24 protein-coding genes and 1 pseudogene are annotated in these 23,563 nt (G+C 68.1%); 14 read left to right on the top strand and 11 right to left on the bottom strand.

What is annotated here, in order from left to right:
* The first annotated feature begins 188 nt into the window (after nt 1–188).
* Together H9Q09_RS13730 and H9Q09_RS13725 are read left to right on the top strand one after the other, a co-directional pair.
* Nucleotides 189–506 (top strand): DUF1476 domain-containing protein, encoded by a 318-nt coding sequence (locus H9Q09_RS13730; RefSeq protein WP_024348591.1) that lies wholly within the window; start codon nt 189–191, stop codon nt 504–506.
* Nucleotide 507: 1 nt separating this feature from the next.
* Nucleotides 508–1,278 (top strand): aldolase/citrate lyase family protein, encoded by a 771-nt coding sequence (locus tag H9Q09_RS13725; RefSeq protein WP_187391503.1) that lies wholly within the window; start codon nt 508–510, stop codon nt 1,276–1,278.
* Nucleotides 1,279–1,312: 34 nt separating this feature from the next.
* On the opposite strand, the gene H9Q09_RS13720 is transcribed toward H9Q09_RS13725, so the two are convergent.
* The 7 genes from H9Q09_RS13720 to H9Q09_RS13690 all read right to left on the bottom strand — a co-directional run bounded on the left by H9Q09_RS13720 (nt 1,313) and on the right by H9Q09_RS13690 (nt 7,338).
* Nucleotides 1,313–1,873: an alpha/beta hydrolase gene (locus H9Q09_RS13720; RefSeq protein WP_009209039.1), complete on the bottom strand. Its 561-nt coding sequence runs from the start codon at nt 1,871–1,873 to the stop codon at nt 1,313–1,315.
* Nucleotides 1,874–1,937: 64 nt separating this feature from the next.
* Complete coding sequence (locus H9Q09_RS13715; RefSeq protein ID WP_187391502.1) at nt 1,938–2,687, bottom strand: SDR family NAD(P)-dependent oxidoreductase; 750 nt, start codon at nt 2,685–2,687, stop codon at nt 1,938–1,940.
* 8 nt (nt 2,688–2,695) lie between these two features.
* Entirely contained in the window at nt 2,696–2,902 is a 207-nt protein-coding gene (locus tag H9Q09_RS13710) for a hypothetical protein (protein WP_187391501.1), read from the bottom strand.
* Nucleotides 2,903–3,008: 106 nt separating this feature from the next.
* Complete coding sequence (gene purB, locus H9Q09_RS13705) at nt 3,009–4,319, bottom strand: adenylosuccinate lyase (protein WP_187391500.1); 1,311 nt, start codon at nt 4,317–4,319, stop codon at nt 3,009–3,011.
* A gap of 84 nt (nt 4,320–4,403) precedes the next feature.
* Nucleotides 4,404–5,147, bottom strand: coding sequence for a DUF2259 domain-containing protein (locus tag H9Q09_RS13700; protein ID WP_187391499.1), 744 nt, complete (start codon nt 5,145–5,147; stop codon nt 4,404–4,406).
* Between the two features lie 33 nt (nt 5,148–5,180).
* On the bottom strand, nt 5,181–6,194 hold the full coding sequence (locus tag H9Q09_RS13695; protein WP_187391558.1) for a P1 family peptidase: 1,014 nt from the start codon (nt 6,192–6,194) through the stop codon (nt 5,181–5,183).
* Nucleotides 6,195–6,198: 4 nt separating this feature from the next.
* A complete protein-coding gene (locus H9Q09_RS13690) occupies nt 6,199–7,338 on the bottom strand; it encodes a branched-chain amino acid ABC transporter substrate-binding protein (protein ID WP_187391498.1) in 1,140 nt (379 codons plus the stop codon).
* Nucleotides 7,339–7,524: 186 nt separating this feature from the next.
* Here H9Q09_RS13690 and H9Q09_RS13685 point away from each other — a divergent pair, with 186 nt between their 5' ends.
* The 8 genes and pseudogenes from H9Q09_RS13685 to H9Q09_RS13650 all read left to right on the top strand — a co-directional run bounded on the left by H9Q09_RS13685 (nt 7,525) and on the right by H9Q09_RS13650 (nt 14,233).
* Nucleotides 7,525–8,019, top strand: coding sequence for a flavin reductase (locus tag H9Q09_RS13685; RefSeq protein ID WP_338083199.1), 495 nt, complete (start codon nt 7,525–7,527; stop codon nt 8,017–8,019).
* Nucleotides 8,020–8,065: 46 nt separating this feature from the next.
* Nucleotides 8,066–8,983, top strand: coding sequence for a MoxR family ATPase (locus tag H9Q09_RS13680; RefSeq protein WP_187391496.1), 918 nt, complete (start codon nt 8,066–8,068; stop codon nt 8,981–8,983).
* 4 nt (nt 8,984–8,987) lie between these two features.
* Nucleotides 8,988–10,256 carry a VWA domain-containing protein gene (locus H9Q09_RS13675; protein ID WP_187391495.1) on the top strand — a complete coding sequence of 423 codons (1,269 nt, stop codon included), beginning with the start codon at nt 8,988–8,990 and terminating at the stop codon, nt 10,254–10,256.
* A 41-nt stretch (nt 10,257–10,297) separates the two neighbouring features.
* Nucleotides 10,298–10,621, top strand: a complete 324-nt coding sequence (locus H9Q09_RS13670; protein WP_187391494.1) for an XdhC family protein — start codon at nt 10,298–10,300, stop codon at nt 10,619–10,621.
* Complete coding sequence (locus tag H9Q09_RS13665) at nt 10,621–11,337, top strand: XdhC family protein (RefSeq protein WP_187391493.1); 717 nt, start codon at nt 10,621–10,623, stop codon at nt 11,335–11,337. Before H9Q09_RS13670 ends, H9Q09_RS13665 begins: the two co-directional genes overlap by 1 nt.
* A pseudogene (locus H9Q09_RS13660) lies at nt 11,334–12,981 on the top strand (molybdopterin-binding/glycosyltransferase family 2 protein). Before H9Q09_RS13665 ends, H9Q09_RS13660 begins: the two are co-directional and overlap by 4 nt.
* A gap of 95 nt (nt 12,982–13,076) precedes the next feature.
* On the top strand, nt 13,077–13,805 hold the full coding sequence (locus H9Q09_RS13655; protein WP_187391492.1) for an SDR family oxidoreductase: 729 nt from the start codon (nt 13,077–13,079) through the stop codon (nt 13,803–13,805).
* Between the two features lie 146 nt (nt 13,806–13,951).
* Complete coding sequence (locus H9Q09_RS13650; protein ID WP_051141474.1) at nt 13,952–14,233, top strand: hypothetical protein; 282 nt, start codon at nt 13,952–13,954, stop codon at nt 14,231–14,233.
* A 63-nt stretch (nt 14,234–14,296) separates the two neighbouring features.
* Here H9Q09_RS13650 and radC read toward each other — a convergent pair whose 3' ends face one another.
* From radC to phaC, 4 genes are all read right to left on the bottom strand, one after another.
* Nucleotides 14,297–15,037 (bottom strand): DNA repair protein RadC, encoded by a 741-nt coding sequence (radC, locus tag H9Q09_RS13645; RefSeq protein WP_246716143.1) that lies wholly within the window; start codon nt 15,035–15,037, stop codon nt 14,297–14,299.
* Nucleotides 15,038–15,080: 43 nt separating this feature from the next.
* Nucleotides 15,081–15,935: a type I methionyl aminopeptidase gene (gene map / locus H9Q09_RS13640; RefSeq protein ID WP_024348573.1), complete on the bottom strand. Its 855-nt coding sequence runs from the start codon at nt 15,933–15,935 to the stop codon at nt 15,081–15,083.
* Entirely contained in the window at nt 15,932–16,654 is a 723-nt protein-coding gene (gene sfsA, locus H9Q09_RS13635) for a DNA/RNA nuclease SfsA (protein ID WP_024348572.1), read from the bottom strand. The genes map and sfsA overlap by 4 nt, the downstream gene beginning before the upstream one ends.
* Nucleotides 16,655–17,265: 611 nt before the next feature.
* Nucleotides 17,266–19,107 (bottom strand): class I poly(R)-hydroxyalkanoic acid synthase, encoded by a 1,842-nt coding sequence (phaC, locus tag H9Q09_RS13630; RefSeq protein ID WP_246716142.1) that lies wholly within the window; start codon nt 19,105–19,107, stop codon nt 17,266–17,268.
* 161 nt (nt 19,108–19,268) lie between these two features.
* On the opposite strand from phaC, the gene H9Q09_RS13625 reads away from it, so the two are divergent.
* From H9Q09_RS13625 to glpX, 4 genes are all read left to right on the top strand, one after another.
* Complete coding sequence (locus H9Q09_RS13625) at nt 19,269–19,721, top strand: hypothetical protein (RefSeq protein WP_187391488.1); 453 nt, start codon at nt 19,269–19,271, stop codon at nt 19,719–19,721.
* A gap of 89 nt (nt 19,722–19,810) precedes the next feature.
* A complete protein-coding gene (locus H9Q09_RS13620) occupies nt 19,811–21,028 on the top strand; it encodes an LL-diaminopimelate aminotransferase (protein ID WP_187391487.1) in 1,218 nt (405 codons plus the stop codon).
* 40 nt (nt 21,029–21,068) lie between these two features.
* Complete coding sequence (locus tag H9Q09_RS13615; protein WP_187391486.1) at nt 21,069–22,373, top strand: homoserine dehydrogenase; 1,305 nt, start codon at nt 21,069–21,071, stop codon at nt 22,371–22,373.
* Nucleotides 22,374–22,523: 150 nt separating this feature from the next.
* On the top strand, nt 22,524–23,513 hold the full coding sequence (glpX, locus tag H9Q09_RS13610; protein ID WP_187391485.1) for a class II fructose-bisphosphatase: 990 nt from the start codon (nt 22,524–22,526) through the stop codon (nt 23,511–23,513).
* The last annotated feature ends 50 nt before the right edge of the window (nt 23,514–23,563 follow it).

The raw sequence follows: 23,563 nt of genomic DNA, 5'->3' as shown, positions 1-23,563 counted from the left end.
TAGCCCAAACGGCGGACCTTAACAATCGTCGAGGGATGGCTTGCTCGGGAAGTCGTGCGGTTGTGCGCACAAATCAAGGGCGCAAGCGCCTGTTCACGGCCGAATGCGGCTTCAAAACATCGGCCGCAGCCGGTAAGGATCAGCTAGGCCGAAGGGTTTCGTCCGGCCGATTGTACAAGGAGGATACGATGTCGCTGAACGACCGCGAGCGGGACTTCGAGTCGCGCTACGCCCATGACCAGGAACTTCGCTTCCGTATCGAGGCCCGGCGCAACAAGCTGCTCGGCCTCTGGGCGGCAGAGCTTCTGGGCAAGACCGGCGACGACGCGAAGGCCTATGCACAGGAGGTCATCAAGGCGGACTTCATCGAAGCCGGCGACAACGACGTCTTCCAGAAGATCCGTAAGGATTTCGACGACGCTGGCGTGGACCAGTCGGACCATCAGATCCGGCGGCACATGGCCCAGTTCCTCGGCGAGGCCGAGACGCAAGTCCACACCGAATAGAATGGCCCTTCCCAAACTTCGCAGCCGCCTCGGCGAAGGCGGCTTCGTGCTGTCGTGCTGGCTCGGCATGCCCGAACCGCTCGTGCACGAGGCGTTCCTGCGCGCCGATTTCGACGTGGCGACCTTCGACGTCCAGCATGGCCTCTTCGATGTCGGCTCCCTGCGGGTGGCGATCGAGCGCGCCGTCCTTCTCGACAAGCCGGCGCTGGTGCGCCTGCCGATCGAGGACCGGTCGCTGGGCGCGCGGTGCCTGGATTTCGGCGCCACCGGCCTGATCATGCCGATGATCGAGACGGCCGGGGATGCCCGCGCCTTCGTTTCGGCGGTGAAATATCCGCCGGTGGGCCTGCGTTCCTACGGCCCGACCCGTGCGGCCCAGCTGCACGCTTACGGGAACCGCGGCGGCTACGTGCCGGAGGCCCGCACCGAGACGCTGGCCTTCGCCATGATCGAGACGGCCGCAGCCCTCGACAATCTGCCGGAGATTCTCGCCATCGAGGGGCTCGACGGCATCTTCGTCGGTCCGTCGGACCTGTCGATCGCCCTGTCCGGGGACGGCACGCTCGATCCGGGCAGCGAGAAGACGGAAGCCACGATCCGCGATCTCGCGGCATCGGCTGCCGCGGCCGGCAAGATCGCGGCGATCTATGCGATGACGGCCGACGATGCCAAGCGCTATCGCGGCTACGGCTACCGGATGGCCTGCGTCGGATCGGATTTCGGCGTGCTGTCGGCCGGGGCCGCTGCCCTGGCGAAGGCGGCGTCCGCCTGAGCCTGACCTGAAGTGCCTGACGCCGTTCGCGGCGTCAGGCCGGCACGGTCAGCCGCGACATGAACTTGCCGAAGGTCAGGAGACCTTCCGGCCATGGCCCATGCCCGCTGTCGGCATTGATATGGCCTGCCTCGCCGGCATCGATGAACAGCGATCCCCACGCGCCGGCAATGTCCTCGGCACTTTCCAGCGACGAGAAGGCATCGTCGCGACTGGCGACCACGACGCTCGGAAAGGGCAGCGGGTCGCGGGGATAGGGCCCGAAGGTCATCAGATGGCGTGGCCGGATCGCATCGTTCTCGACATCCGGAGGCGCGACCAGGAACGCGCCCGAGATCCGGTTGCGGAACTGCGGGATCGCCTGCACCGTGGCGGCGACGCCGAGCGAATGGGCGACCAGCACGATCGGCCGCGTCGATTCGTTGACGGCGTCGGCGATGGTCCGGGTCCAGTCGTCACGCACCGGCTTGGTCCATTCGGCCTGCTGGACGCGGCGCGCGGTCGACAGCTTGCGCTCCCACCGGCTTTGCCAGTGGTCTTCGGGTGAGCCCTTGTATCCGGGCACGATGAGAATATCGGCATCTGCAACTCGCATCGGACCCAGATGCGGTCGGTCGTCAGGTGTGTCAAGGCGCGGCCTGCGAAACCCGCCCCGGTACCTAACCAGTTGCTACCTTGAGAAGTTGTCGCGCGAGGGCAGGGGACAGGCCGACGAGGCGGCGCAGCAGCGCCGTCTGCCCGACCCAGATCTCCGGCTCGGCCCGGGCCAGACCGCGCATGATTCGGTCCGCCGCCTTGTCGACCGGCATGCGGCCGCGCGGGACGCTCGCGGTCATCGGCGTCTCGACCACGGGCAGCAGGATCTCGGTGATCGCGAGCCGGCCGCCCGCCTTTTCGGCCTGGTAGCGCATCGACTGGGTGAAGCTGCGCAGGCCCGCCTTCGTGGCGCAATAGACCGGGTGGGGAACGGTCGGGGCGACGGCCAGCCCGCTGGTGTTGTTGACGATCATCGCGCTGTCCAGCCGGCTCAGCGGCGCGAAGAGACGATGGCAGATGCGGATCGGCGCCCGCAGATTGACGGCGATCTGGGCCTCCGCGCGCGCGTCCAGCGTCGCGGGGTCGCTGCGGGCGAGATCGCCCCGCTCGGAGATCCCGGCATTGTTGATGACGACGGAGAGGTCCGGATGGCGCGCGAGGAGACCGTCGAGGGCGCCGTTCAGCGCCGTCATGTCGGCCAGATCGACCGGCTCGTGAATGAGCGACGGGTGAGCGGGATCGGGTGGGCGCCGCGACCAGACCACGATCTTGCAGTCCAGCGCCAACAGCCGCTTGGCGAGCGCGGCGCCGACACCGCTCGACCCGCCGGTCAGGAGGATCGTCCGGCCCAAAAGGGCAAAGCGCCGCGCCATTCGGGCCGTCAGTCGGCCGGAAGGGTGACGGGCGCTTCGTCCGAGGGGGGCTCGCTGGTCTCGGGCGAAACGCCGGCCGCGTCGCGCGTGCCCTCGTCGGGGGTGGCGGTGAAGAACAGGAAATAGGCGATCGCGGCGACGACGATGACGGTCAGTGCGATCCAGAGCGTGTGATGGCGCCGGTTCGGGCGCGAGGGGCCGCGGGGTGTGGACATGGCTCTTCCTCCCGGTTGATCGGCTGCGACCGGCAGTTGCCGGATGCCGGGCGCAGCCCTCATCCTGCCAACCGCCGGTGGCGTCGATTGTTCCGGATGCGGCGCGTCAGCCGGCGCGGCCGAAGACCCGTTCGAAGATCGTGCCGACATGCTTGGTATGGTAGCCGAGGTCGAACTTTTCGCGGATCGTCGCCTCGGGCAGGGCCTTGGTGACCTCCGGATCGGCCAGGAGCTCGGTCAGGAAGTCCTTGTCCTCTTCCCAGACCCGCATGGCGTTGCGCTGGACCAGGCGATAGGAATCCTCGCGCGACACGCCGGCCTGGGTGAGCGCCAGCAGCACCCGCTGGGAATGGACGAGGCCCTTGAACTTGTTGAGGTTGGCCAGCATCCGGTCGGGATAGACCAGCAGCTTGTCGACGACGCCGGTGAGGCGGGCGAGGGCAAAGTCCAGCGTGATCGTCGCGTCGGGGCCGATGTAGCGCTCGACCGAGGAGTGGGAGATGTCGCGCTCGTGCCAGAGCGCGACGTTCTCCATCGCCGGCATGGCGTAGGAACGCACCATGCGGGCAAGGCCCGTGAGGTTCTCGGTCAGCACCGGGTTGCGCTTGTGCGGCATGGCCGACGAGCCCTTCTGGCCGGGCGAGAAATACTCCTCGGCTTCCAGCACCTCCGTGCGCTGCAGATGGCGGACTTCCGTTGCGAGGCGCTCGATCGACGAGGCAACGACGCCGAGGGTGGCAAAGAACATCGCATGGCGATCGCGCGGAATGATCTGGGTGGAGACCGGCTCGACGGTCAGGCCCATGGCCTTGGCGACATGCTCCTCGACCCGCGGATCGATGTTGGCGAAGGTGCCGACGGCGCCGGAAATGGCGCAGGTGGCGATCTCGGCCCGGGCCGCGACCAGCCGCTCGCGGCAGCGCGCGAACTCGGCATAGGCAAGGGCCAGCTTGACGCCGAAGGTGGTCGGCTCGGCATGGATACCATGCGAGCGGCCGATGGTGATGGTGTCGCGATGCTCGAAGGCGCGGCGCTCCAGCGCGGCCAGCAGCGCGTCCATGTCGGCGAGCAGGATGTCGGCCGCCTTCGTCAGCTGCACGTTGAAGCAGGTGTCGAGCACGTCGGACGAGGTCATGCCCTGGTGCACGAAGCGCGCGTCGGGGCCGACGATCTCGGACAGATGGGTCAGGAAGGCGATGACGTCGTGCTTGGTCTCGGCCTCGATCACGTCGATCCGGTCGATGTCGAAGGTCGCGGCGCCGCCCTTTTCCCAGATCGTCTTCGCGGCACTCTCCGGGATCACGCCGAGCTTCGCCAGCGCATCGCAGGCATGGGCCTCGATCTCGAACCAGATCCGGAATTTCGTCTCCTGCGACCAGACGGCGACCATGTCGGGGCGGGAATAGCGAGGGATCATCGGCTGATATCTTTCGAAGACGAGCGGGAGAAGGGATGCGCGCCGTCTACCAGACGTTTCGAATCGCCTCAACGGACTCGGTGTTCAGTCCATCGGTACGGGATTGGCGATGTAGCGCAGGTCCGGGCCTTCGAAGCCGATCTGTTCGACGGCGATGATGGCGACCGCGGCGAAGCGGCCGTCGGGGCGCTCGAGCACCCGCACTTCGGCAATGCTGTAGTCGAGCGGGCAGCCGCGGCTCTCGGGAATGCTCGTATCCTCATGGACGAGGCGCGCCGTGGCGCCGGGCTCGGCGGCGATCCGCACCAGCCTGTAGCCGACCGTCTCGCCGAAATCGCCGCAATGGCTCGGACCGGCGAGGGACAATGTCTCGATCTGCAACTCGACGGGGCGATCCGGCGAGGGGGCGATGGCGCGGGGCAGGAAGCGCGCCCGGTGCGGAGCGTCCGACAGTTCGGTCGCCGGTTTTGCGAAGACGAGCAGGCCTGCATCGGGCCGGGGATCGTGCTCGGCGAACAGCGGCGCGGCCCGGCTGCGGGCCTCCTCGCGCACCATGTCGAGGGTCGCGTTCTCATCGTCCAGCCGCACGCGGATCGGCGAGGGGGCGATGAACCGGTCCTTGGCGAGGTCCAGGAAGAAGATCTCGGCATAGGGAAAGCCCGAACCGTCATGGATACCCGATTGGCCGAAGGCGTAGACCTGGCCGTCGGACGAGAAGCCGTAGGATTCGAGGGTGGCGAAATCGCCGGCCTTCGCCATGGTCGGACCGAGGACGAGGGCCACCAGGACCAGCCAGCGGAGAAGACCCGTCGTGAACCGCGTTCGCATGTGTTCCCCCCGATGGCGTTGTGTCCGGTCCGCCTAGGCCGTCGACCAGACCGGCAGCCGATCATAGGCTGTCGCACGGGCCGCCGATACGCCCCGGGCGATGGCGCGCGCCATGGTCGCCGCCGCTGCGGCGGCGAGTTCCATCCGATCGATGGGGACAGGCGCGATGCCGCTGGTGCCGGTGGCGGCGGCAAAGACCAGGTCGCCGTCGAAATCGGTATGGGCGGGCCAGATTGCTCTCGCGAAGCCGTCCTGCCCGGCGATTGCGAGGCGTTTGGCCGCCGCCTTGTCGAGCACGGCGTCGGTGACCACGATCCCGATCGTGGTGTTGGTGCCGGGGCGCGGATCGAGCTTGGTGCGAACGGTGGCCGCATCCGCCGGCAGGGGCATGGGCAGGCCGAGCCCGCCGAACTCGTCCGCCATCTCGAAGGGGGCCGCCCAGAAATGCCGGCCGGTGCCGATGGTGGGGGAGCCGACCGCGTTGACGGCGACGAGGGCCGCGACGGTGATGCCGCTCGGCAGGAGCGTCGAGGCGGTGCCGAGGCCGCCCTTGAAGGTCGCGGTGGTGCAGCCGATGCCGGCGCCGGCCGTGCCGATGGCGAAGTCGGCGGACGCGGTGCTGGCCGCGGCGTATCCGAATTCGCGATAGGGCGGATAGCGGTCCCAGCCAGCATGTTTGTCGCCGCCATTGACGAGGTCGAACAGGATCGCCGCCGGCACGATCGGTACGCGCACGTCGCCGACGGCAAAGCCGCGGCCCGTCTCCCGGAGGAAGGCCTGCACTCCCGAGGCGGCATCGAGGCCGAAGGCGGAGCCGCCCGACAGCACCAGCGCGTCGATGCCGGCAACGGTGTTTTCGGGCGCCAGCAGATCAGTCTCGCGGGTGCCCGGTGCGCCGCCGAGAACGGCGACGGAGGCGACCGCCGGCCGGTCGAACAGCACCGCCGTTGAGCCGCTTTTCAGGGCCTCCTCACCGCCATGGCCGACGCGCACACCCGCGACGTCGGTGAGGCTGTTGCGCGGTCCTGGACGCCAGACGCCGGACAGGGTCTCAGCTCCCGCCGGCTTCGGCGAAGCGGCCGCCGCGCCATTCGAACACCCGGTAGAGATCGAGGTCGGAATCCCCCTTGGCGTCGAAGCCGATCTCGCCGAGACGCGTCGGGAAGCTGTCGGCGTTCAGGATGTCGGGTAGGGGGCGGCCGGTCTCGGCGGCGCGGTGGGCGGCCGTCACGGCAATCTCTGTCGCGGCGAAGGCCGGGCCGAAATAACCCTGCGGCGGCAGGTCCGCATTTGCGTCGTCGGCGGATGCCAGTTCGGGAAAGCTGGTGCGCGGTGCGACGGCGATGACGCCCTCGGGCAGCGGCGCGTCGACGCTGGTCTCGTCGAGCAGTTCCTCGCCGCCGATCACCTGCAGCGCCAGACCGTTGGCGGCCGCGTCGCGGATGATGATCGCCACGTCCGGCCGGTTGCCGGCGATGAAGAAGCGGCTGATGCCCGTGCGTTCCAGCCGGCGCACCAGACCGAACTGCTTCTCCTCGGCCGGGCGGTAATTGTCGACGCTCTGGGGGTCGATGCCGCGGTCGCCGAGGAGCCGGCGCACCGTGTCGGCAAGGCCGCGCGCGGCGATGGAGCCGTCGTCGATCAGGCCCAGCGGCTCGCCCGCCCAGCGATCGGTCAGGGTCCGGGCGATCGCCGCGGCCTCGGCATCGGAGCGCGGCGCGATGCGCCAGACGAGATGTCCGGTGCGCTCGCGCCGGTCGGTCAGGCGGTTGGCCCGCACGCCGACATCGATCACCGGAATGCCGGCCTCGGTCAGCACGGGCAGCGCCGCCTCGATCGCCTCGGCGCAGAGAAAGCCCACCACGGCGGTCGCGTTCATCGCGACGAAGGTCTCGGCGGCCTGCCGCCCGCCCTCGGTCGAGCATTTCGTGTCGGCCTCGACGATTTCGATGCCGGCGCCTTGGTCAACGGTGCCGGCGGCGGCCCGCGCACCGGCGACAAGCTGGCTGCCGAGAATCGCCTGGCTGTCGCTCAGCGGCGCGGCGACGCCGAGAAGGACCGGCGTCCCTGCGGTCGTGTAATCGGCCGTCTGGGCGGCCGCCGGGGAAGCGGACCAGAGGCCGGCGACGGCCATGATGGCAAGGAAGGCGGCGGGGCGGGAGGGGCCGGGACGGAACTGCAGCATGGTCATGCGGGCAAGCCTACAGCAGCGGGCAGCCGAGCGGAATCGGCTTTCGCCGGCCGGCAGGCGTGCCCACCGTTAAGGACAGTGCGTTGCCGGCGGGATTGCGGCGCGCCCCCGTGCGAAACCGATCCGCGCGCCCTATGTTTACCCGCAAAGCTCCGGGATTCGCTCCCGCAATGTATGGACGATGGTTTGCTGACGACTTCGACAATCGACCGCGACAGCTTCCGCGACGCGATGAGCCGCTTTGCGGCGGCGGTACATCTGGTGACCACCGACGGGCCGGCCGGCCAGCGGGGCCTGACGGTCTCTTCCGCCTGCTCGGTCTCCGATTCGCCGGCAACGCTGCTGGTGTGCCTCAACATGTCGAGCCCGGAGAACGACCGCTTCGAGGCCAATGGCAATTTCGCCGTCAATCTGGTCGCCGCCGCCGACGAGCCTGTGGCCCGGGCCTTTGCCGGCGAGGGCCAGCTGGCGCCCGAAGAGCGGTTCGCCAAGGCCGAGTGGGACACGCTGCAGACCGGCGCGCCCGTCCTCACATCGGCACTGGCAAGCTTCGACTGCCGGCTGATCGAGGCGAGCGTCGTCGCCACCCACCGTGTGCTGATCGGCGAGGTCGTGGCGGTTCGCACCAATCCAAGGGCGGCGTCGCTGGTCTATCTCGACCGGGCCTACCGCCACCTCTGAGCGGCCGCGAGCCGGCCGACGACGCCATCTGCTTGAAGGAAGCGACGTGACACATTCATTGCCGGCATCCATCGACGAGACCGAACAGCTGCTCGACAGCCAGAACTACGTGGCGGACCGGGCGCTGGCGACGGTGCTGTTCCTCGCGCTGAAGATGGGCCGGCCGCTGTTCCTGGAAGGCGAGGCCGGCGTCGGCAAGACCGAGATCGCCAAGGTGCTGGCCGCCGCCCTCGACCGGCCGCTGATCCGCCTGCAATGCTACGAGGGGCTCGATGTCTCCTCGGCGCTCTACGAGTGGAACTACGCCGCGCAGATGATCGAGATCCGCATGCGCGAGGCCTCGGGCGACATTTCCCGCGACGCCATGCGCTCGGAGATCTTCTCCGAACGCTTCCTGATCCGCCGGCCGATCCTGCAGGCGCTGGAGGGCGAGCCCGGCCGCGCGCCGGTGCTCCTGATCGACGAGCTCGACCGGACCGACGAGGCCTTCGAGGCGTTCCTCTTGGAAATCCTGTCCGACAACCAGGTGACCATCCCCGAGCTCGGCACCATCCGCGCTGCCGAACCGCCGATCGTCATCATCACCACCAACCGCACCCGCGAGATCCACGACGCGCTGAAGCGCCGCTGCCTCTATCACTGGGTCGACTATCCGGCCTCGGACCGCGAGCTCGACATCGTGCGCCGCAAGGCGCCGCGGGCCAATGCCGAGCTGTCGGCGGAACTCGTCGCCTTCGTCCAGCGGCTGCGCGGCATCGACCTGTTCAAGGCGCCGGGCGTCGCCGAGACCATCGACTGGGCCAATGCCCTGACAGAGCTGAACGCCATCGCCCTCGACCCGGCCCATGTCTCCGATACGCTCGGCGTGCTGCTGAAATACCAGGACGACATCCAGCGCATGGAGCGGGGCGAAAGCCGCGAGATCCTGACCGAGGTGAAGCGCGAACTGGCGAAGGCGTCCTGACGCCATGGCGGATTCGGACCCGGAGGATGGCGCACCGGCCGTTGCCGACCCCGAGGGCCGGCTGGCCGACAACATCGCCTATTTCGCCCGCGCGTTGCGCAAGGCCGGGCTGAAGCTCGGTCCGTCGGCCACGCTGGACGCCATTGCGGCGGTGAAGGCGGCGGGCCTGTCCTCGCGCGACGATTTTTACTGGACGCTGAATGCCGTGCTGGTTTCTCGGCACGAGGACGACGCCGTCTTCAACGAGGCGTTCCGGCTGTTCTGGCGCTCGCGCGAACTCATCGAGAAGATGATCGCGATGTTCTCGCCGACCGCGCCGCCGCGGCCGTCCAAGCCGGAGAAGAAGCGCGCCGGCGAGGACCGCGCCGCCGAGGCGATGTTCGAGGGCGCCAAGGAGCGGGTGACGAAGCAGGAAAAGCCGGAGATCGAGATCGACGCGAGCCTCACCGTCTCGGGCAACGAGGTGCTGCGCCAGAAGGACTTCGCCCAGATGAGCGTCGCCGAGGTCGAGGAGGCCAAGCGGGCCATCGCCGCCTTGCGGCTGCCGCAGGACCGGGTGCGTACGCGGCGCTTCCGCAGCGATCCGCGCGGCGCCAAGATTGATCCGCGGGCGATGATGCGCGCCTCGATGCGCACCGGCGGCGATCTCGTCCTGCCGAAGTTCCGTTCGCCGCGCGAGGTGCATCCGCCGCTGGTGGTGCTGGCCGACATCTCCGGTTCCATGAGCCAGTACAGCCGGATCTTCCTGCATTTCCTGCATGCTTTGACCGAGCAGCGGCGGGGCGTTCATACTTTCCTGTTCGGCACGCGGCTGACGAACGTGACCCGGCAGATGCGCCACAAGGACCCCGACGAGGCGCTGGCCGATTGCGCGGGCGCAGTGCGCGACTGGTCCGGCGGCACGCGGATCGGCGAGGCGCTGGCCGAGTTCAACCGGGTCTGGTCGCGCCGGGTGCTGACGCAGGGCGCCGTGACGATCCTGATCACCGACGGGCTGGAACGCGACAGTGTCGACGACCTCTCGCAACAGATGGAACGGCTGCATAAATCCAGCCGGCGGCTGATATGGTTGAACCCGCTGCTGCGGTTCGACGGTTTTTCGGCCCGGGCGAAGGGCGTGCGGGCCATGCTGCCGCATGTCGACGAGTTCCGCGCGGTGCACTCGCTGGAGGCGATGAGCGCGCTTTGCGCGGCCTTGTCGGAGGGTGGTGACCGCAACACCGATCCGCGCCGCTGGATTGCAGCGGCCGATCGCGCAGCCGCGGCGGCCTGAGCCGCAGGCGGACCGGCAGGATGCTTGAAGGAAGACGCAAGATGAGCCAACCCGAATTCGACGTCCTGAAGACCGCGGAAGCCTGGGCAGGAGAGGGGCGCAGCCTCGCGCTGGCCACCGTCGTGGAGACCTGGGGCTCGGCGCCGCGTCCGACCGGCAGCCATCTGGTGATCGATGCCGAGGGCAATTTCGAGGGCTCGGTCTCCGGCGGCTGCGTCGAGGGGGCGGTGGTCGCCGAAGCCGTGGACGTGATCGAGGCCGGCGTGCCGCGCATGCTGGAATTCGGCGTGGCCGACGAGACCGCCTGGCGCGTCGGGCTGTCCTGCGGCGGCCGGATCCGGGTCTATGTCGAACGGGTGAACTGATGGACCGCGCGCTTCTTTCTGAACTCAACGCCGAGCGCGAGGCCCGGCGGGCCGCGGTCGTCGTCACGGAGCTCTCCACCGGCACCCAGCGGCTGGTGCGCGAGGCCGAGGTGGCGACCGATCCGCTGGCCGAAGAGATCGGCCGGGTGATCCGCTCCGGCAAGTCGGGGATCGTCCAGACCGGCGACGGCGAGGCGTTTCTGAACGCCCATCTGCCGCCGGCCCGCCTCGTGGTGATCGGCGCCGTCCATATCAGCCAGGCGCTGGCTCCGATCGCGCGGCTGGCTGGCTACGACATCGAGATCATCGATCCGCGCACCGCCTTCGCCACGCCGGAGCGCTTTCCCGGCATCGCGCTCCACGCCGAATGGCCCGAGGACGTCCTGAGGGACCGTCCGCTCGACGCCTATACCGCGGTCTGCGTGATCACCCATGATCCGAAGATCGACGATTATCCGCTGATCGCGGCGCTGAAGGCCGGCTGCTTCTATATCGGTGCGCTGGGCAGCCGGAAGACCCATGCCAAACGCGTCGACCGGCTGGTGGAGGCCGGCATCGCGCCGCATCTGATCGAGCGGATCGAGGCGCCGATCGGTGCCGATATCGGTGCCGCCACGCCGGGCGAGATCGCCGTCGCCATCATGGCCTCGGTCGTCGAGGCCTTCCGCAAGCGCAAGATGTTCGCCGATCGCCGGGGCGAGACCGAGGCCGCATGATCTTCGGGGAGGTCGCCCTTGCCGATGCCGAGGGCGCGATCCTCGCCCATTCCAAGGCGCTCGACCGCGGCCGGTTGAAGAAGGGCACGCGGCTGTCGGCCGACGATATTTCGCGGCTGCGCGAGGCCGGGATCGCGACGGTGGTCGCGGCGCGGCTGGAGCTGGGCGACCTGACCGAGGACGAGGCCGCGGCGGCGATCGGTGCGGCATTGGCCGACGCCGGCGTGCGGGCCGGGGCCGCCGCCACCGGGCGGGTCAATCTCTTCGCCGAGCCCGCCGGGCTGTTCCTGCCGGATCGCGGCGTCGTCGATGCGCTGAACGCCATCGACCCGGGCATCACGCTGGCGACGCTGGCCGAACATGCCCCGGTCGATGCCGGCCAGATGGTGGCAACGGTGAAGATCATCCCGCTCGCCGTCCCCGGCGCGGCCGTCGACAGGGCGGTGCAGCTCGTCGCGGAGAGGGCGGCCTTCCGGCTGGCGCCCTTTGCGGCGCGGCGCGTGGCGCTGATCCAGACCGAACTGCCGGGCGTCAAGCCGAGCGTCCTCGACAAGACGCGGCGGGCGACGGAGGCGCGGCTGGCGCTCTCCGGCTCGACGATCGGCGAGGAGATCCGCTGCGCCCACGACACGGCGGCGCTCAGGGAGGCGCTCGAACGGCTCGGGCCCGCCGACATCACGCTGGTCTTCGGCGCCTCGGCGGTGATCGACGCCGGCGACGTGATCCCGGCGGCGATCGTGGCGGCCGGCGGCGCCGTCGACCATCTCGGCATGCCGGTCGATCCCGGCAATCTCCTGCTGCTCGGCCGGCTGGAGGGGCGTCCGGTGCTGGGTGCGCCGGGCTGCGCCCGCAGTCCCAAGGAAAATGGATTCGACTGGGTTTTGAATCGCCTGCTGGCCGATCTTGCGGTGTCGGGCGAGGACATCAGGCGCATGGGCGTCGGCGGCCTCCTGATGGAGATCGCCTCGCGTCCGCAGCCGCGCGAGGCGCTGCCGAAGGAAAGCGAGACGCGAGGCCCAGCAGATGCCGGATGATGCCCGGCCGGTCGTCGACGTGGTGATACTCGCTGCGGGCCGGTCCAGCCGTATGGGCGGACCGAACAAGCTGCTTGCCACCTTCGACGGCGTGCCGCTGGTGCGCCGCTCCGCCGAGACCGCGCTCGCCTCAAGGGCCCGCCATGTCCGCGTCGTCGTTGGCCACATGCGCGCAGAGATCGGCGCGGCGCTCGCCGGGCTCGACGTGTCGATCATCGAGAACCCCGCCTATGCGGACGGCCTTTCAACGTCGCTGAAGGCGGGCTTTGCGGAGGCCGTGGCGGCGGGAGCGGATGGCGTGCTCGTCATGCTCGCCGACCAGCCGCAACTCGAGCCCGCCGATCTCGACCGGCTGATCGCCGCCTTCGCGCCCGAGGGCAGAGGCGCGATCGTCGCCGCCGCGGATGGTGGCAAGCGGCGCAACCCGGTGTTTCTCTCCGCTGGCTTTGCCGACGAGATCGCGGCGATTGCCGGCGATGTCGGCGCGCAATCGGTGATCGCGGCGCATCCGGACGTTTTGGTCACGGTGGAGATCGGCGCGGCGGCCAGCGTCGATGTCGATACGCCGGAAGCGATGCGCGCGGCGGGCGGGGCGATCGTCTCCGGCTGACATGCCGCCTCGGCGCGCCATCGCGTCGCAGTTGATCGTTCGGCCTGCGGCCGCATCTGCCGGTCTCGACGCAATCAGGGAAGGCCGGCACGATCATGGGCAGATATCTCATCTATGGCGGCAATGGCGGCATCGGCGAAGCCATCGCCCGGCGCCTGGCGACGGCCGGACACGACCTTGTCCTTGCCGGCCGCAACGACCAGGAACTGCAGGCGCTGGCCGGCGAGATCGGGGCGCAGACGGTGACCTGCGACGTCACCGACGACAACGCCATCGCAACAGCGGCCGAGGCGGCGGGGGAGATCCTCGACGGGCTGGTTTACGCGGTCGGCACGATCAATCTGAAGCCCTTCTCCAGATTGAAGGGCGAGGACTTCCTTAACGATTTCAACCTGAACGCGCTGGGTGCTGCGAAAGCGATTCAGGCGTCGCTTCCGGCATTGCAGAAGGCGCCGGACGGGGCGAGCGTCCTCCTGTTCTCCACCGTCGCGGTGGATCAGGGCTTTGCCGCCCATGCCTCGATCGCCATGGCCAAGGGCGCCGTCGTCGGCCTGACCCGCTCGCTTGCGGCCGAGTTCGCGCCGCAGATCCGGGTCAACGCCATTGCGCCGTCGCTGGTCGACAGTCCGCTCGGCAAGCGCGTCGCATCGAGCGAGAAGATGGCCGAGGCGGTGGCGAAGATGCATCCGCTGCCGCGTCTCGGCCGGCCCGACGACATCGCGGCGATGGGCGAGATCCTGCTCACCGATGCCGGGTCCTGGATCACCGGGCAGGTCATCGGCATCGATGGCGGGCGTTCGACCCTGCGCGTCGCGCGCGGCTGACCGGGGGGCGGGCAAGTCGCCGCAAGGTTCGGTTTGCGGGTCACGGATGCGCGATCGGCTTGCCAGGCTTTAACGAAGCGTTAACCATAGAGGCAGAGCATCCAGGTGCCGGTTCATGCCGGCCGGCACAGCCAAGGAGCTTGCCGATGCACACCCGCAACGTCGATCCCCAGTTCGAGAACATGCTCAAGGGCTTCGGCCTGACGACCGCCGAAGTTCTCTACCGGATGCCGGACCACCCGGATTTCCTGCAGAGCTTTTCCTGGCAGTTCGAGGACATGGCCCCGAGCTATCCGCGCCTGAAGCGCTTCCTTGACCATTGGGACCGCGAGATCGAGGCGGCGATCCACTCCGTCCGGGTCATGCATGCCGGCCTGATCCGGCCGCGCGAGATCCGGCTGGTCAAGGATGGCGGTCACCTGCACTGAGCGAAGGCGCGCCTGGCATCGCCGCTGCCGGACGAGGCTGCGGCGGGCCGGTGTCTCTCATCCTCAGATCAGGCGCAGGCCCTTCAGGCTGGCATGGCCGTTCTTGCCGATGATGATGTGGTCGTGGACGGCGATGCCGAGCGGCTTTGCCGTGTCGATGATGGTGCGGGTCATCTCGATGTCGGCCCGTGACGGGGTCGGGTCGCCCGACGGGTGGTTGTGGACGAGGATGATGGCGGTGGCCGACAGTTCCAGCGCGCGCTTGACGACTTCGCGGGTGTAGACCGGCGTGTGGTCGACAGTGCCGGTGCCCTGCACCTCGTCGGCGATCAGGGCGTTCTTCTTGTCGAGAAACAGGATGCGGAACTGCTCGCGGGTCTCGTAGGCCATGGCGGCCTTGCAATAGTCGAGCACCGCCGACCAGGACGACAGCACCTCGCGCTGCCTGACGGCCGAGCGCATGGCCCGCTGGTTGATCGCCGCGACGATGGCGATGTCGCGCGCGACGCTGTCCTTGACGCCCGGCACCTCGGTCAGCCGCCGCGGCGGCGCGTTCAGTACTTCGCCCAGCGAGCCGAAGCGGGCGATCAGCGCCTTGGCGATCGGCTTGACGTCGCGGCGCGGAATGGTGCGGAAGAGGACGAGTTCGAGCAGTTCGTAATCGGCGAGGGCATCGGCGCCGGCATCAGTGAAGCGGGCGCGCAGCCGGTCGCGATGGCCGAGATGATGGTCGGTCTTCGCCGCGTCTTGAGATTTGCGTGAGCGTCCGCCCGACGGCGCGCCGGCCTCCTGAAGACCGGTCATTACCGGTTCGTCGTCGGAGGCCGCGGCGGTCATCGTGCCGGAACTAGCTGGCCGCGGCGGCGGTCAGCGGCTCGACCGTCAGGCCCGGCGTGTCGAAGCCACCCGGCGACAGGGTGAACACCTCGCAGCCGGTTTCGGTGACGCCGACCGTGTGCTCGTACTGGGCGGACAGCGACCGGTCGCGGGTCACGGCGGTCCAGCCGTCGGAGAGGATCTTCACATGCGGACGGCCGATATTGATCATCGGCTCGATGGTGAAGATCATGCCGGGGCGTATCTCGGCGCCTTCGCCGCGGCGGCCGTAATGCAGGATGTTCGGCGCGTCGTGGAACAGCTTGCCGACGCCATGGCCGCAGAAATCGCGGACCACCGAGCAGCGCTCGGATTCGGCATAGGTCTGGATCGCCTCGCCGATGTCGCCGATATGGCCGCCCGGCCGCACCGCCTCGATGCCGATCATCAGCGAGCGGTAGGTCACGTCGCACAGCCGTTCGGCGGCGCGCTTGACCCGGCCGACCGGGTACATGCGCGAGGAATCGCCATGCCAGCCATCGACGATGAAGGTGACGTCGATATTGACGATGTCGCCTTCCTTCAGCGCCTTGTCGTTGGGAATGCCGTGACAGACCACGTGGTTGATCGAGGTGCAGACGCTCTTGGTGTAGCCGCGATAGTTCAGCGTCGCGGGCACCGCGTCGTTGGCGAGGCCGAACTCCATCACGTAGCGATCGATCGCATCCGTCGTCACGCCCGGCTCGACGATGCCGGCCAGCCCGTCGAGGCAGCGGGCCGTGAGCTGGCAGGCCTTGCGCATGCCGGCGAAGGCCGCTTCGTCATAGAGACGGATCGCCCCCGTGTTGCGGGTCGGATTCGCTTCGGCTTCGAGATAGGTGGTCATGGCTGGCGCGCGCTGTCGACGATCGGAAGGATGGTCGTGGGTCGGATATCTGACAGATTGATGTCGCACCGAACGGCATGGGCTTCAACCCCTCGTTCGCGGGCGAGGGCGAATGCCGCGGCATAGGCCGGGTCGAGATCGGCGGCGAAGGCCACCCGGTCGCAGTCGCCGCGCTGGACGATGTAGAGCATCATCGCCCTGTCGCCGGCCGCCACGCGGTCGCCGAGTTCGTCGAGATGGCGGGCCCCGCGGGTGGTCACGCAGTCGGGAAATTCGGCCAGCCCCGGCCGGCGCATCAGGTGGACGTTCTTGACCTCGACATAGATCGGCTGGCCGTCCGGCGCCTGGTAGAGCAGGTCGACGCGCGACCGGCGGCCGTAGTTCACCTCGCGGCGGGCCGTGCCGAGACCGGCCAGCGGCGGCACCAGCCCGGCGGCGATGGCCTCTTCGGCGAGACGGTTCGGCAGGGCGGTGTTTATGCCGACCAGCGTGCCGTCGGCCTCGACGATCTCCAGGGTCAGCGGCAGCTTGCGCTTCAGATTGGTCGAGCGCGACAGCCAGACCCGCGAGCCCTCCGCCTTCAGCCCCATCATCGCGCCGGGATTCGGGCAGTGGACGGTGACGGGCTCGCTCTCGCCGTCGATCACCACATCGGCGAGGAAGCGCTTGTAGCGCAGGACGAGGCGCGCCGGGATGAGCGGAGAGGGGAAGCTGACCATGGCTGCCGATAGCGGCGGCGGTCGGCCGGCGTCAATTCGAGAGAACACCTCTCCCTGTTGCCACTTGGTTTTGCGCCATTGGCTGAAATGGTGTGAGATCGAAATGAATGCAGGTGGGAGGGGGCGTGATGGTTCGGTCGGTTAATATAAACATCCTTGACTACGAGGATTACGCAGCAATGCGGCGTGAAGGGTGGGTACTTAGAGGGGCAGTAATGATCCTACCTAACCGCTTGCCGCACTCAATGGATACATTGTCCCTAGACCAAATTGGGAGAGGCGACCGCATTGAACACACGACTGAACGCGCGAAGCCATCGTTACATCGCGAAAGGAAAATGTCACAACGATTGAAGCAAGAAAGCGCATCAAATCAAGGAAAACTCGTTAAGGTCGCCGCTGTTATTAAGCGTTCGGCGCGAACAAAACGGTGGCGATCAGACGATCGCTCAATAGGTTCAGCTCGTATCCTTGAAGACCGAACGCAAGCTGTCGACGAGCTGAGGGCACGTTATACAAGGCCCCCACGCCCGACCGAGGGGCGCCGGGGCAAGAATATATTCAGGGCATACCCACTTTTGATCCAACGCTAACTGTATTCGATCATAGCCTCAGGCCTTGATCTGCACGTAGCTGCCGGGCGCATCCTCGATCGGCTTCAGCTTGCGGCCGCCGGGCTTGCGCGCCTTGACCTTGGTGCCGGACAGCGGCGCGATCCATTCCTGCCAGTGCGGCCACCAGGAGCCGGGCGTCTCCTTCGCCGCCAGCAGCCAGTCCTCGTATGTGTCGACCTCCTTGGGGGCCGGGCCCGTCCAGTACTGGTACTTGTTCTTCTCGGGCGGATTGACGACGCCGGCGATATGGCCCGAGCCGGACAGGACATAGGTGACGTTCGAGCCGAAGGCCCGGCAGCCGGTGAAGACGCTGCGGGCCGGGGCGATGTGGTCTTCCTTGGTCGCCAGATTGTAGATCGGGATATCGACCTGCGAGAGGTCCAACCGGTGGCCGCCGATCTCCATCTCGCCGCGCGACAGCCGGTTCTCCAGATAGCAATTGCGCAGGTAGAACAGATGGTTCGCCTTCGGCATGCGGGTGGAATCGGCGTTCCAGTAGAGCAGGTCGAAGGGCAGGGGTTCCTTGCCGCGCAGGTAGTTGTTGACGAAATAGGGCCAGATCAGATCGCCCGAGCGCAGGAGGTTGAAGGCCGTCGCCATCTGCGAGCCTTCCAGATAGCCCTTCTTCTCCATTGCCCGCTCCAGCGTCTGGAGCTGCGGCTCGTCGACGAAGACCTTCAGATCGCCGGCATGGGTGAAGTCGATCTGGGTGGTCAGGAAGGTGGTCGAGGCGATCCGCGTATCGCCAGTCGCCTTCAGATAGGCGAGGGACGCGCCGAGCAGCGTGCCGCCGACGCAATAGCCGATCGTGTTAACCTCTTTCTGATTGGTGGCGGCCTCGACCGTGTCGAGGCCGAAGACGATGCCTTCCTCGATATAGGCCTGCCAGTCCTTCATCGCCTGCCGGTCGTCGGGATTGACCCAGGAGATGACGAAGACCGTATGGCCCTGGCCGACCAGCCAGTTGATGAAGGATTTCTCCGGCTTCAGGTCGAGGATGTAGAACTTGTTGATCCAGGGCGGCACGATCAGCAGCGGCCGCTTGAACACGGTCTCGGTCTGCGGCGCGTACTGGATGATCTGGCACACGTCGTTCTGGGCGACCACCTTGCCGGGGGTCAGCGCCATGTCGCGGCCGACCTTGAAGGTCGAGGCGTCGGACTGGCGCAGGCGCAGCGTGCCGCCGCCGGCCTGCATGTCCTCGGCGAACATCTTCATGCCGCGCACCAGGTTCTCGCCGTTGGAGGCGACCGTCTCGCGGTAGAGCTCGGGATTGGTCAGGACGAAATTCGACGGCGACAGGGCGTTGCTCACCTGCCTGAGATAGAATTCCGCCTTGTGGCGCGTATGCGGATCGAGGCCCTCGGTGCGCTCCAGGAGATCGTCGGCCCAGCGCGTCGTCAGGATGTAGACCTGCTTCACGAAGTCGAAGAACAGGTGCTCGCTCCACTGCTTGTCGGCAAAGCGCTTGTCGCCCTTGGGCGTCTCGACCGGATTGACCGGCGCCTCGCCGGCCATGCGCCGGATCGAGTTGTTCCAGACATTCATGTAGTTGGAGAAAAGCGCGGTCTGGGCTTCCACCGCCCGGGTCGGGTCGGTCAGCCAGTATTCGGACACCTTCGACAGGGTCTGGACGATCTCGCCCAGCGACACCGGATTGTCCTCGACGATCTCGCCGCGTTCGCGCGGGCCCACCCAGGCCGAGGCCGCCTTGCCGACCTCTTCCAGCACATGCGCCATGTTGCGCGCGAAGGCTTCCGGATCCTTGACGACGAAGTCCGGGTCGGGACCGGCGCCGTTTTGCGGCCCGGCGTCGTTCGGTTGCTTGGTCGTCGTCATGCGGCATCCTCCCATGCGGTACGGGCGTGCTGGTTCCCAGTCTGGCCCGAGGTGCCCGGCCATTGTGTCGAGGATCGGCTCCCGCCACAATCGGGCACCCAAGCTTTTGTCAAAGCCCGACCTCTAGGATATGAGGTGTGACGCTGTTTCAAGAAGGCCTGATGGCTATGCTTCCGCTTTCCGTTATCCGTCCGTTCGCGATCGTGCTGGCGCTGCTGCCGGCCGCCGCCTGTCAGTCGGAGAACACGTCCGTCGGTGCCCTGCGGCTCGCGGCCTCGCCGGACGTGCCGAGTTCGCAGCGGACCGACGCGGACGGCTATCCGCTGCTCGGTGCCTATCCAGGCCGCGCCGCCGAGCAGCTGACCGATGCCGAGGTGCAGGCCGAGCAGGCCCGGCTCGCCGCCACGGCCGGCCAGCATGCCAGCGCGGCGGCGCAGCCGAGCGGCTTCGACGGCAAGATCCAGCGCGCCCAGTCGGTGCGCCAGCAGCAGGCCGCGGAGATGGAAGCGGTGCTGGCCACCGAGCCGACGCCGCGCGACGCCACCGGCAACCGGCCGGCGCGCACCGGGCCGACGCCCGAGGAAGTCTTGCGCCAGATCGAGGCCGGGCAGTAACAGGCCTTCCGCCGACTTAAATTTCCGCGACCGGCCCACCCGACGACCGGCCCAATCCCCGACCGGCATTGCGCCGAGGACCGAATATCATGGAAGAATTTCACAAGATCCGCCGGCTTCCGCCTTATGTCTTCGAGGAGGTCAACCGCCTGAAGGCGACGGCCCGTGCCGGCGGCGCGGACATCGTCGATCTGGGGATGGGCAATCCCGATCTGCCGACGCCGAAATTCATCGTCGACAAGATGTGCGAGGCGATCCGCGATCCGCGCACCCACCGCTATTCGGCCTCCAAGGGCATCGCCGGGCTGCGCAAGGCGCAGGCGGCCTATTACGCCCGCCGCTTCGGCGTGACGCTGAACCCCAACACCCAGGTGGTGGCGACGCTCGGCTCGAAGGAAGGCTTCGCCAACATGGCGCAGGCCATCACCGCGCCCGGCGACGTGGTGCTGTGCCCGAACCCGACCTATCCGATCCATGCCTTCGGCTTCATCATGTCGGGCGGCACGATCCGCGCGATCCCGGCCAAGCCGGACGACGACTTCCTCGTCGCCATCGACCGGGCGGTGCGCTACTCGATCCCCAAGCCGATCGCCATCATCCTGAACTACCCGGCCAATCCGACCGCTTTCGAGGCCGATATCGACTTCTATCGCGAGATCGTCGCCTTCGCGCGCAAGCACGAGATCGTCGTCCTGTCGGATCTGGCCTATGCCGAGATCTTCTTCGACGGCTCGCCGCCGCCCTCGATCCTCGAGGTGGAGGGCGCGATGGACGTGGCGGTGGAGTTCACCTCCATGTCAAAGACCTTCTCCATGCCGGGCTGGCGGATGGGCTTTGCCGTCGGCAACGAGCGGCTGCTGGCGGCGCTGGCGCGGGTGAAGTCCTATCTCGACTACGGCGCCTTCACGCCGATCCAGGTCGCGGCGACCGCGGCGCTGAACGCCGGCGACGAGGCGATCGAGGAGGTGCGGACCATCTATCGCCGCCGCCGCGACGTGCTGGTCGATTCGTTCGGCCGCGCCGGCTGGAACGTGCCGTCGCCGTCCTCGACCATGTTCGCCTGGGCGCCGCTGCCCGAAGCCTACCGCCACATGGGCTCCTTGGAATTCTCCAAGCTCCTGATCGAGAAGGCGGATGTGGCCGTCGCGCCGGGCATCGGCTTCGGCGAGCACGGCGACAGCCATGTGCGCATCGCGCTGGTCGAGAACGAGCACCGCATTCGCCAGGCGGCCCGCAACATCAAGCGCTTTCTTGCCACCGGCGCCGAAGCCGGGCAGAAGGTCGAACCCATCGGCGCCGGCTCCTGACCTCGCCGGCTATTTCGACGCAAACATCGACAGGGACGTCATGAACAGCCCATTGCGGCTCGGCATTGCCGGGCTTGGAACGGTCGGCGCGAGCCTTGCCCGGCTGATCGAGACCAGGGCCGAGGCGCTGGCCAACAAGGCCGGCCGTGCGATCCGCACCACCGCCGTCTGCGCCCGCGACCGCAGCCGCGACCGCGGCTTCGACAGTTCCGGCCTCGCCTGGTTCGACGATCCGGTGAAGCTGGCGGCGGAAGCCGACATCGACGTCTTCGTCGAGCTGATCGGCGGTTCGGAAGGCCCGGCGCTGGATTCTGTGAAGGCGGCGCTGAACCGCGGCCTGCCGGTGGTGACCGCCAACAAGGCGCTGCTCGCCCATCACGGCGTGACCCTGGCGCGGCTGGCGGCCCGCAAGAAGACCGAGATCCTGTTCGAGGCGGCGGTCGCCGGCGGCATCCCGATCGTCAAGACCATGCGCGAGGCGCTCGTCGGCAACGATGTCAGCCGCGTCTACGGCATCCTCAACGGCACCTGCAACTACATGCTGACCCGCATGGAGAAGGAGGGGATCGCCTTCGACGCCTGCCTCGCCGACGCCCAGCGTCTCGGCTATGCGGAAGCCGACCCGACCTTCGACATCGGCGGCTTCGACGCCGCCCACAAGCTGGCGATCCTCACATCGCTCGCCTTCGGCTGCGAGCTGGACCTGGAATCGGTGTTCATCGAGGGCATCGAGGCGGTGACCAACGACGACATCGCCGCGGCGGCCGAGCTCGGCTACCGGATCAAGCTGCTCGCCGTCGCCATGCGCACCGATACCGGCATCGAGCAGCGCGTCCATCCGGCGATGATCCCGGCCGATTCCGCCCTGGCGCGGGTCGACGGCGTGACCAATGCGGTGGCGGTCGACAGCGACCTCCTCGGCTCGATCCTGCTGGCCGGCCCGGGTGCCGGCGGCGACGCGACTGCCTCGGCGGTGCTGTCGGACGTCATGGATGTGGCCGGCGGCACCCTGCGGCCGACGCTCGGCATGCCGGCGGCCAATCTGGCGCCCTACAAGCGGGCCCGCATGCGCGCCCATGAGGGCGGCTACTACATTCGCCTGTCGGTGCTCGACCGGGTCGGTGCCTTCGCCTCGATCGCGCGGCGCATGGCCGAGAGCAAGATCTCGCTGGAATCGATCGTCCAGCGGCGGCGCGACGAGACCGCCGACGCGTCGATCGCGCCGGTCGTGCTGGTCACCCACGAGACCACCGAGGCGGCCGTCCGCAAGGCGCTGGAGATGGTGTCCAAGGACGGGCATCTGTCCGGCGAGCCGAAGATGATCCGCATCGAGGCGCTCGACTGAGCGCTTCATTCGCCGGAGGGCCCGGGAGGCGGCTTCTCCGGCATTGTGACCGGTGACATTGTGCTTTCGCACATCCGGCGCATATCAGGCCTGCACGCCCGGCACTGACAGGATTCGGGCGGCGGGGACGCGACGAGGGAGAGACGCGCGATGACCAGGGCACCTGACGAGACCGGCACGCTGGACCGGATTCTGACGCTCGAAATCGCGCGGGTCACCGAGCGGGCCGCCGTCGCGGCGGCGCATCTGCGCGGGCGCGGCGACGAGAAGGCCGCCGACCAGGCTGCCGTCGACGCCATGCGTTCGGAGCTCAACACGCTGGCCATCGAGGGCGTCATCGTCATCGGCGAGGGCGAACGCGACGAGGCGCCGATGCTGTTCATCGGCGAACAGGTCGGCACCGGCGAGGGGCCGTCGGTGGACGTCGCGCTGGATCCGCTCGAGGGCCGCACGGTCTGCGCCAAGAACCTGCCCAACTCGCTCGCCGTCATCGCGATGACCGGGCGCGGCAGCCTCCTGAACGCGCCGGACGTCTACATGGAGAAGATCGCCGTCGGACCGGGCTATCCGGAGGGCGTGGTCGATCTGGCCCAGCCGCCAGAGGTCAATCTGCAGGCGCTGGCGAGGGCCAAGGGCGTCGCGGTCTCCGAGATCACCGCCTGCATCCTCGACCGGCCGCGCCATGCGCCGCTGATCGAGGCGGTGCGCGAGGCCGGTGCCGCCATCCGCCTGATCGGCGATGGCGACATTGCCGGCGTCATCCACACCACCGATCCCGAGCAGACCGGCATCGACATCTATATGGGCATTGGCGGCGCGCCCGAGGGCGTCCTGGCCGCCGCGGCGCTGCGCTGCACCGGCGGACAGATCCAGGGCCGCCTGCAGCTCAACACCAACGACAAGCGCGCCCGCGCCGAAAAGATGGGCATCTCCGATCCCTACCGGATCTACTCGACCCATGAGATGGCCTCGGGCGACGTGATCTTTGCCGCGACCGGCGTGACCGACGGCAATCTCCTTGACGGCGTGCGCTTCTACAACGACCGCATCGTCACCCACACGCTGCTGATGCGCTCGCGTTCGCGCACCGTGCGCGAGATGCGCGCCTATCACCACGACAAGTCCAAGTTTCATCTGTGAGCAGTCGCGGGGACGGCCTTGCGCCGTCCCGCCGCCATCGCCACAACAGC

Origin of the sequence: Aurantimonas sp. DM33-3 (assembly GCF_014334315.1) — a bacterium.
In the GTDB taxonomy this organism is placed as follows: domain Bacteria; phylum Pseudomonadota; class Alphaproteobacteria; order Rhizobiales; family Rhizobiaceae; genus Aurantimonas; species Aurantimonas coralicida.
The sequence above is the reverse complement of the archived record's forward strand: the minus strand, read 5'-3'. Positions and strand labels throughout refer to the sequence as shown.

What these genes read in the sequence shown, in the direction of transcription:
- H9Q09_RS13730 (WP_024348591.1), top strand. Translation starts at nt 189, where the DNA reads ATGTCGCTGAACGACCGCGAGCGGGACTTCGAGTCGCGCTACGCCCAT.
- H9Q09_RS13725 (WP_187391503.1), top strand. Translation starts at nt 508, where the DNA reads ATGGCCCTTCCCAAACTTCGCAGCCGCCTCGGCGAAGGCGGCTTCGTG.
- H9Q09_RS13720 (WP_009209039.1), bottom strand. Translation starts at nt 1,873, where the DNA reads ATGCGAGTTGCAGATGCCGATATTCTCATCGTGCCCGGATACAAGGGC.
- H9Q09_RS13715 (WP_187391502.1), bottom strand. Translation starts at nt 2,687, where the DNA reads ATGGCGCGGCGCTTTGCCCTTTTGGGCCGGACGATCCTCCTGACCGGC.
- H9Q09_RS13710 (WP_187391501.1), bottom strand. Translation starts at nt 2,902, where the DNA reads ATGTCCACACCCCGCGGCCCCTCGCGCCCGAACCGGCGCCATCACACG.
- purB (WP_187391500.1), bottom strand. Translation starts at nt 4,319, where the DNA reads ATGATCCCTCGCTATTCCCGCCCCGACATGGTCGCCGTCTGGTCGCAG.
- H9Q09_RS13700 (WP_187391499.1), bottom strand. Translation starts at nt 5,147, where the DNA reads ATGCGAACGCGGTTCACGACGGGTCTTCTCCGCTGGCTGGTCCTGGTG.
- H9Q09_RS13690 (WP_187391498.1), bottom strand. Translation starts at nt 7,338, where the DNA reads ATGACCATGCTGCAGTTCCGTCCCGGCCCCTCCCGCCCCGCCGCCTTC.
- H9Q09_RS13675 (WP_187391495.1), top strand. Translation starts at nt 8,988, where the DNA reads ATGGCGGATTCGGACCCGGAGGATGGCGCACCGGCCGTTGCCGACCCC.
- H9Q09_RS13670 (WP_187391494.1), top strand. Translation starts at nt 10,298, where the DNA reads ATGAGCCAACCCGAATTCGACGTCCTGAAGACCGCGGAAGCCTGGGCA.
- H9Q09_RS13665 (WP_187391493.1), top strand. Translation starts at nt 10,621, where the DNA reads ATGGACCGCGCGCTTCTTTCTGAACTCAACGCCGAGCGCGAGGCCCGG.
- H9Q09_RS13655 (WP_187391492.1), top strand. Translation starts at nt 13,077, where the DNA reads ATGGGCAGATATCTCATCTATGGCGGCAATGGCGGCATCGGCGAAGCC.
- H9Q09_RS13650 (WP_051141474.1), top strand. Translation starts at nt 13,952, where the DNA reads ATGCACACCCGCAACGTCGATCCCCAGTTCGAGAACATGCTCAAGGGC.
- radC (WP_246716143.1), bottom strand. Translation starts at nt 15,037, where the DNA reads ATGACCGGTCTTCAGGAGGCCGGCGCGCCGTCGGGCGGACGCTCACGC.
- map (WP_024348573.1), bottom strand. Translation starts at nt 15,935, where the DNA reads ATGACCACCTATCTCGAAGCCGAAGCGAATCCGACCCGCAACACGGGG.
- sfsA (WP_024348572.1), bottom strand. Translation starts at nt 16,654, where the DNA reads ATGGTCAGCTTCCCCTCTCCGCTCATCCCGGCGCGCCTCGTCCTGCGC.
- phaC (WP_246716142.1), bottom strand. Translation starts at nt 19,107, where the DNA reads ATGACGACGACCAAGCAACCGAACGACGCCGGGCCGCAAAACGGCGCC.
- H9Q09_RS13625 (WP_187391488.1), top strand. Translation starts at nt 19,269, where the DNA reads ATGGCTATGCTTCCGCTTTCCGTTATCCGTCCGTTCGCGATCGTGCTG.
- H9Q09_RS13620 (WP_187391487.1), top strand. Translation starts at nt 19,811, where the DNA reads ATGGAAGAATTTCACAAGATCCGCCGGCTTCCGCCTTATGTCTTCGAG.
- H9Q09_RS13615 (WP_187391486.1), top strand. Translation starts at nt 21,069, where the DNA reads ATGAACAGCCCATTGCGGCTCGGCATTGCCGGGCTTGGAACGGTCGGC.
- glpX (WP_187391485.1), top strand. Translation starts at nt 22,524, where the DNA reads ATGACCAGGGCACCTGACGAGACCGGCACGCTGGACCGGATTCTGACG.